The organism is Desulfovibrio sp. 1214_IL3152, from assembly GCF_036763055.1.
GTDB lineage: Bacteria > Desulfobacterota > Desulfovibrionia > Desulfovibrionales > Desulfovibrionaceae > Desulfovibrio.
On the sequence record NZ_JBAIYW010000343.1, the window covers coordinates 1 to 4,025 of the forward strand.

4 protein-coding genes and 1 pseudogene are annotated in these 4,025 nt (G+C 59.0%); all 5 read left to right on the top strand.

Translation table 11 applies throughout. The features are described from left to right. A pseudogene (locus V6C07_RS07430) lies at positions 1-369 on the top strand (valine--tRNA ligase); the annotation flags it as partial. Between the two features lie 125 nt (positions 370-494). Then, the gene (locus V6C07_RS07435) at positions 495-839 is read left to right on the top strand and encodes an SMR family transporter (protein ID WP_442886204.1); all 345 of its coding nucleotides are present in this window, start codon (positions 495-497) and stop codon (positions 837-839) included. A gap of 207 nt (positions 840-1,046) precedes the next feature. Beyond that, positions 1,047-1,418, top strand: a complete 372-nt coding sequence (gene rpsL / locus V6C07_RS07440) for a 30S ribosomal protein S12 (RefSeq protein WP_012625691.1) — start codon at positions 1,047-1,049, stop codon at positions 1,416-1,418. A gap of 114 nt (positions 1,419-1,532) precedes the next feature. After that, a complete protein-coding gene (rpsG, locus tag V6C07_RS07445; RefSeq protein ID WP_012625690.1) occupies positions 1,533-2,003 on the top strand; it encodes a 30S ribosomal protein S7 in 471 nt (156 codons plus the stop codon). A 108-nt stretch (positions 2,004-2,111) separates the two neighbouring features. Then, a partial coding sequence (fusA, locus tag V6C07_RS07450) for an elongation factor G (RefSeq protein ID WP_333535730.1) occupies positions 2,112-4,025 on the top strand: 1,914 nt, incomplete at its 3' end.

Below are 4,025 nucleotides of genomic sequence, written 5' to 3' on the forward strand. Positions count from 1 at the left end.
CAGGCATTGTTGGAAGAAAACCGCGATCTTGTGCTCACGCTGGCACGCCTGGATGAGCTTACCGCGGGGGCGGACGTACAGGCGCCCAAGGCTTCGGCCTCGGCGGTGGTTGAAGGCTGCCAGGTCATTGTGCCGCTCAAGGGGGCCGTTGACCTGAACGGCGAACTGGCCCGGCTGGACAAGGAACTTGCCAAGCTTGAAAAGGACATAGTGGGCGTGAACAAGAAGCTCAGCAATGAAAGCTTCGTCGGACGCGCTCCGGCTGAGGTGGTCGAGCGTGAGCGCGAACGCGCCGGAAAGCTGCTGGACGCCAAGGCCAAGCTGGAAGCCCTGCGCACCCGCTTTGCCGAAGCCTTGAACGAAGAATAGTTGCGGCTTGGGGAAGGGCATTTCTTTGCCGAAATGTCCTTCCCGGCCGGTTTTGCCCGTTGCCTGCCGACTTCGGATGTGGCGCGGTTTCCGTGCGGCAGCATACCGCGACGCTTGAGGAAAATATGCACCCCGCCACCCTGGCCTATCTGCAATTGGGCGGAGCCATCCTGCTTGAGGTTATCGCCACAGCATGCCTTAAACAGTCCGAGGGCATGAGCCGCCTTGTCCCCACCGTGACCGCACTGGCCGGTTACGGAGTTTCGTTTTTTCTGCTGTCGCAGGTGCTCAAGGTTGTGCCTATGGGGATTTCCTACGGTATCTGGAGCGGCGTCGGCATAGTTATCGTCTCCGTCATCGGTCTGTTTCTTTTCGGGCAGAAGCTCGATCTGGCAGCCTGCATCGGCCTTGGACTCATCGTGCTGGGCGTGCTTGTCATCAATTTTTTTTCCAGTTCCGTGCCGCATTGACCAACATTGATCAGCATTGATCGACGGGCAGGCAACACGGTGCAATAACAAGGTAAAAAGACAGATCCCGGCAAAATGGAACAGCGCTTCCGGGCGCAGGGCCGTGGTTTTCGCCGGGGCGCGCTATTGACAGTCCTTGACAGGTAAGATATGTCCTGTCCTCTTCAGGTTTATAGTTTTTGACAAAATCCCAAATGGAGGGAAAGAATGCCCACGATTAACCAGCTTATCCGCATTGAGCGGAAGGCCGTGCTGAAACGCAAAAAGACGCCCGCCCTGCAGGCTTGCCCGCAGCGTCGCGGCGTGTGCACGCGCGTTTACACCACCACCCCTAAAAAGCCTAACTCCGCTCTGCGTAAGGTTGCCCGTGTGCGCCTGACCAACGGCATTGAAGTGACGGCCTACATCCCCGGCGAAGGCCACAACCTTCAGGAACACTCTGTGGTCATCATCCGCGGCGGCCGTGTAAAAGACTTGCCCGGCGTACGTTACCACATCGTGCGCGGCACCCTGGATACCTCCGGTGTGGCCGACCGTCGCAAGAGCCGTTCCAAGTACGGCGCCAAGCGTCCTAAATAGTCTGCTTTATCTTGTACGGCGTGCGCCATGCGGCGCGCCTGGCCGCCCGTTGTTTCGAGCGCCGGTGCGTTGCGGGGTTGGTGACGCCGAAAAACCGCATGAAGGAGAAACCCCATGCCCCGTAAAGGTCCTGTTCCCAAAAGGGAAGTGCTGCCCGATCCGATTTATTCCAGCCGTCTCATCACCAAGTTCGTGAACCGGCTCATGTATGACGGCAAAAAGGGCGCCGCTGAAAAGATTTTTTACAGTTCGTTGGAACACCTGGCCGAAAAGACAGGTGAAGAACCCATGCGCGCCTTTGAAAAGGCCCTGGACAACGTGAAGCCCCACATGGAAGTCAAGGCCCGCCGCGTGGGCGGCGCCACCTATCAGGTTCCTATGGAAGTGCGCCCCGAGCGTCAGGTTTCCCTGTCTATCCGCTGGCTCATCAACTACGCCCGTTCCCGTGGCGAAAAAGGCATGACCGCGAAGCTTTCCGCCGAACTGCTGGATGCTTTCAACGGGCGCGGTGGCGCGGTGAAAAAACGCGAAGACACCCACCGCATGGCTGATGCCAACAAGGCATTCTCTCATTACCGCTGGTAAGAGGCCGTCCCGATTTTCTCATGAATATATCCCGACGCCGCATCCGTAAGGAAGCGGCGTCGGTTTTGCACCACACCACACCGCATCCGCAGTATGGAGGATAACCCCGTGTCCCGCACCGTTCCTGTAGACAAACAGCGCAATATCGGCATTATGGCCCATATTGACGCCGGAAAAACCACCACCACCGAGCGCATTCTTTTCTATACCGGCGTGAGCCACAAGATTGGCGAAACGCACGAAGGCCAGGCCACCATGGACTGGATGGAGCAGGAACAGGAGCGTGGCATCACCATTACCTCCGCTGCCACCACCTGCTTCTGGAAAGACTGCCGCATCAACATCATCGACACCCCCGGTCACGTTGACTTCACCATTGAAGTGGAACGTTCGCTGCGTGTGCTTGACGGCGCCATCTGCGTGTTTGACGCTGTGGCCGGTGTTGAGCCCCAGTCTGAAACCGTGTGGCGTCAGGCCGACCATTACGGCGTACCCCGCATCTGCTTTGTGAACAAGATGGATCGCATCGGCGCCAACTTCTTCCGTTGCGTGGGCATGATTCATGACCGCCTTGGAGCCAAGGCCGTGCCGCTGGAACTGCCCATCGGCGCTGAAGACAAGTTTGAAGGCGTGGTGGACCTCGTGCGCGGCAAGGCCATCCGCTTTGACAAGCTCAGCAAGGGCCAGGAATTTTTGGTTGAAGACGTGCCTGCCGACATGAAGGACCTCTTTGAGGAAAAGCGGCACGAACTGGTTGAAGCCGTGGCCGAAGAAGACGAAGTGCTGCTCGAAAAGTACCTGGGCGGCGAAGATCTCACGGAAGAGGAGATTGTTTCCTGCATCCGCAAGGCCACCATTGCCCGCACCATCGTGCCTGTCATGTGCGGCTCGGCTTTCCGCAACATGGGCGTGCAGCCCCTGCTGGACGCCGTGGTGGACTACCTGCCTTCGCCCGTGGACATTCCGCCCATGCCCGGCCATGTACCCGGCAAGGAAGATGAAATCATCGAATGCTACTGTAACGACAAGGAGCCTCTGGCCGGTCTGCTGTTCAAGCTGTTCTCCGACCCCTTCATCGGCCACCTTTCGTTCTTCCGCATTTATTCGGGCTTCCTTGAGTCCGGCACCACGGTGTACAACTCCAACACCGGCAAGCGTGAGCGCATCGGCCGCATTCTCAAGATGCACGCCAACAAGCGCGAAGATGTGAAATGGGCCGGCGCTGGCGACATCGTGGCTCTGGTGGGCCTCAAGAACGCCTCCACCGGCGACACCCTGTGCGACGAAAAGCGCCCGGTGATCCTGGAATCGCTGAATATTCCCGAGCCGGTCATTGAAGTGGCCATTGAGCCCAAGACCAAGGCTGACCGCGACGCCCTTTCCGCCGCGCTCAACAAGCTCGCCAAGGAAGACCCCTCTTTCCGCGTCAAGGGCGACGAAGAAACCAACCAGACGCTTATTGCCGGTATGGGCGAGCTGCATCTGGAAATCATCGTTGACCGCCTGACCCGTGAATTCAACGTGAACGCCAATGTGGGCAAGCCCCAGGTGGCCTATCGCGAAACCATTTCCAAGCCCGCCAAGTCCGACCTCAAGCACGCCAAGCAGTCCGGCGGCCGCGGCCAGTACGGCCACGTTGTGATCGAGGTCGAACCCAATCCGGGCAACGGTTACGAGTTCGTCAACTCCATTACCGGCGGCGTCATTCCCAAGGAATACATCGCCCCGGTGGACAAGGGTATCAACGATGCCCTGAAGTCCGGCGTGCTGGCTGGCTTCCCCGTGGTGGACGTGAAGGTCAACCTGGTCTTCGGCTCCTACCACGAAGTGGACTCTTCGGAACAGGCGTTCTATGTGGCTGGCTCCATGGCTATCAAGGACGCCATGCAGAAGGCCACCCCAGTGCTGCTGGAGCCCATCATGGACGTGGAAGTGGTGACGCCCGAAGAATACCTCGGCGACGTCATGGGCGACCTCAACGGGCGCCGTGGCCGCGTGCAGAGCATGGAAGCCCGCGCCGGC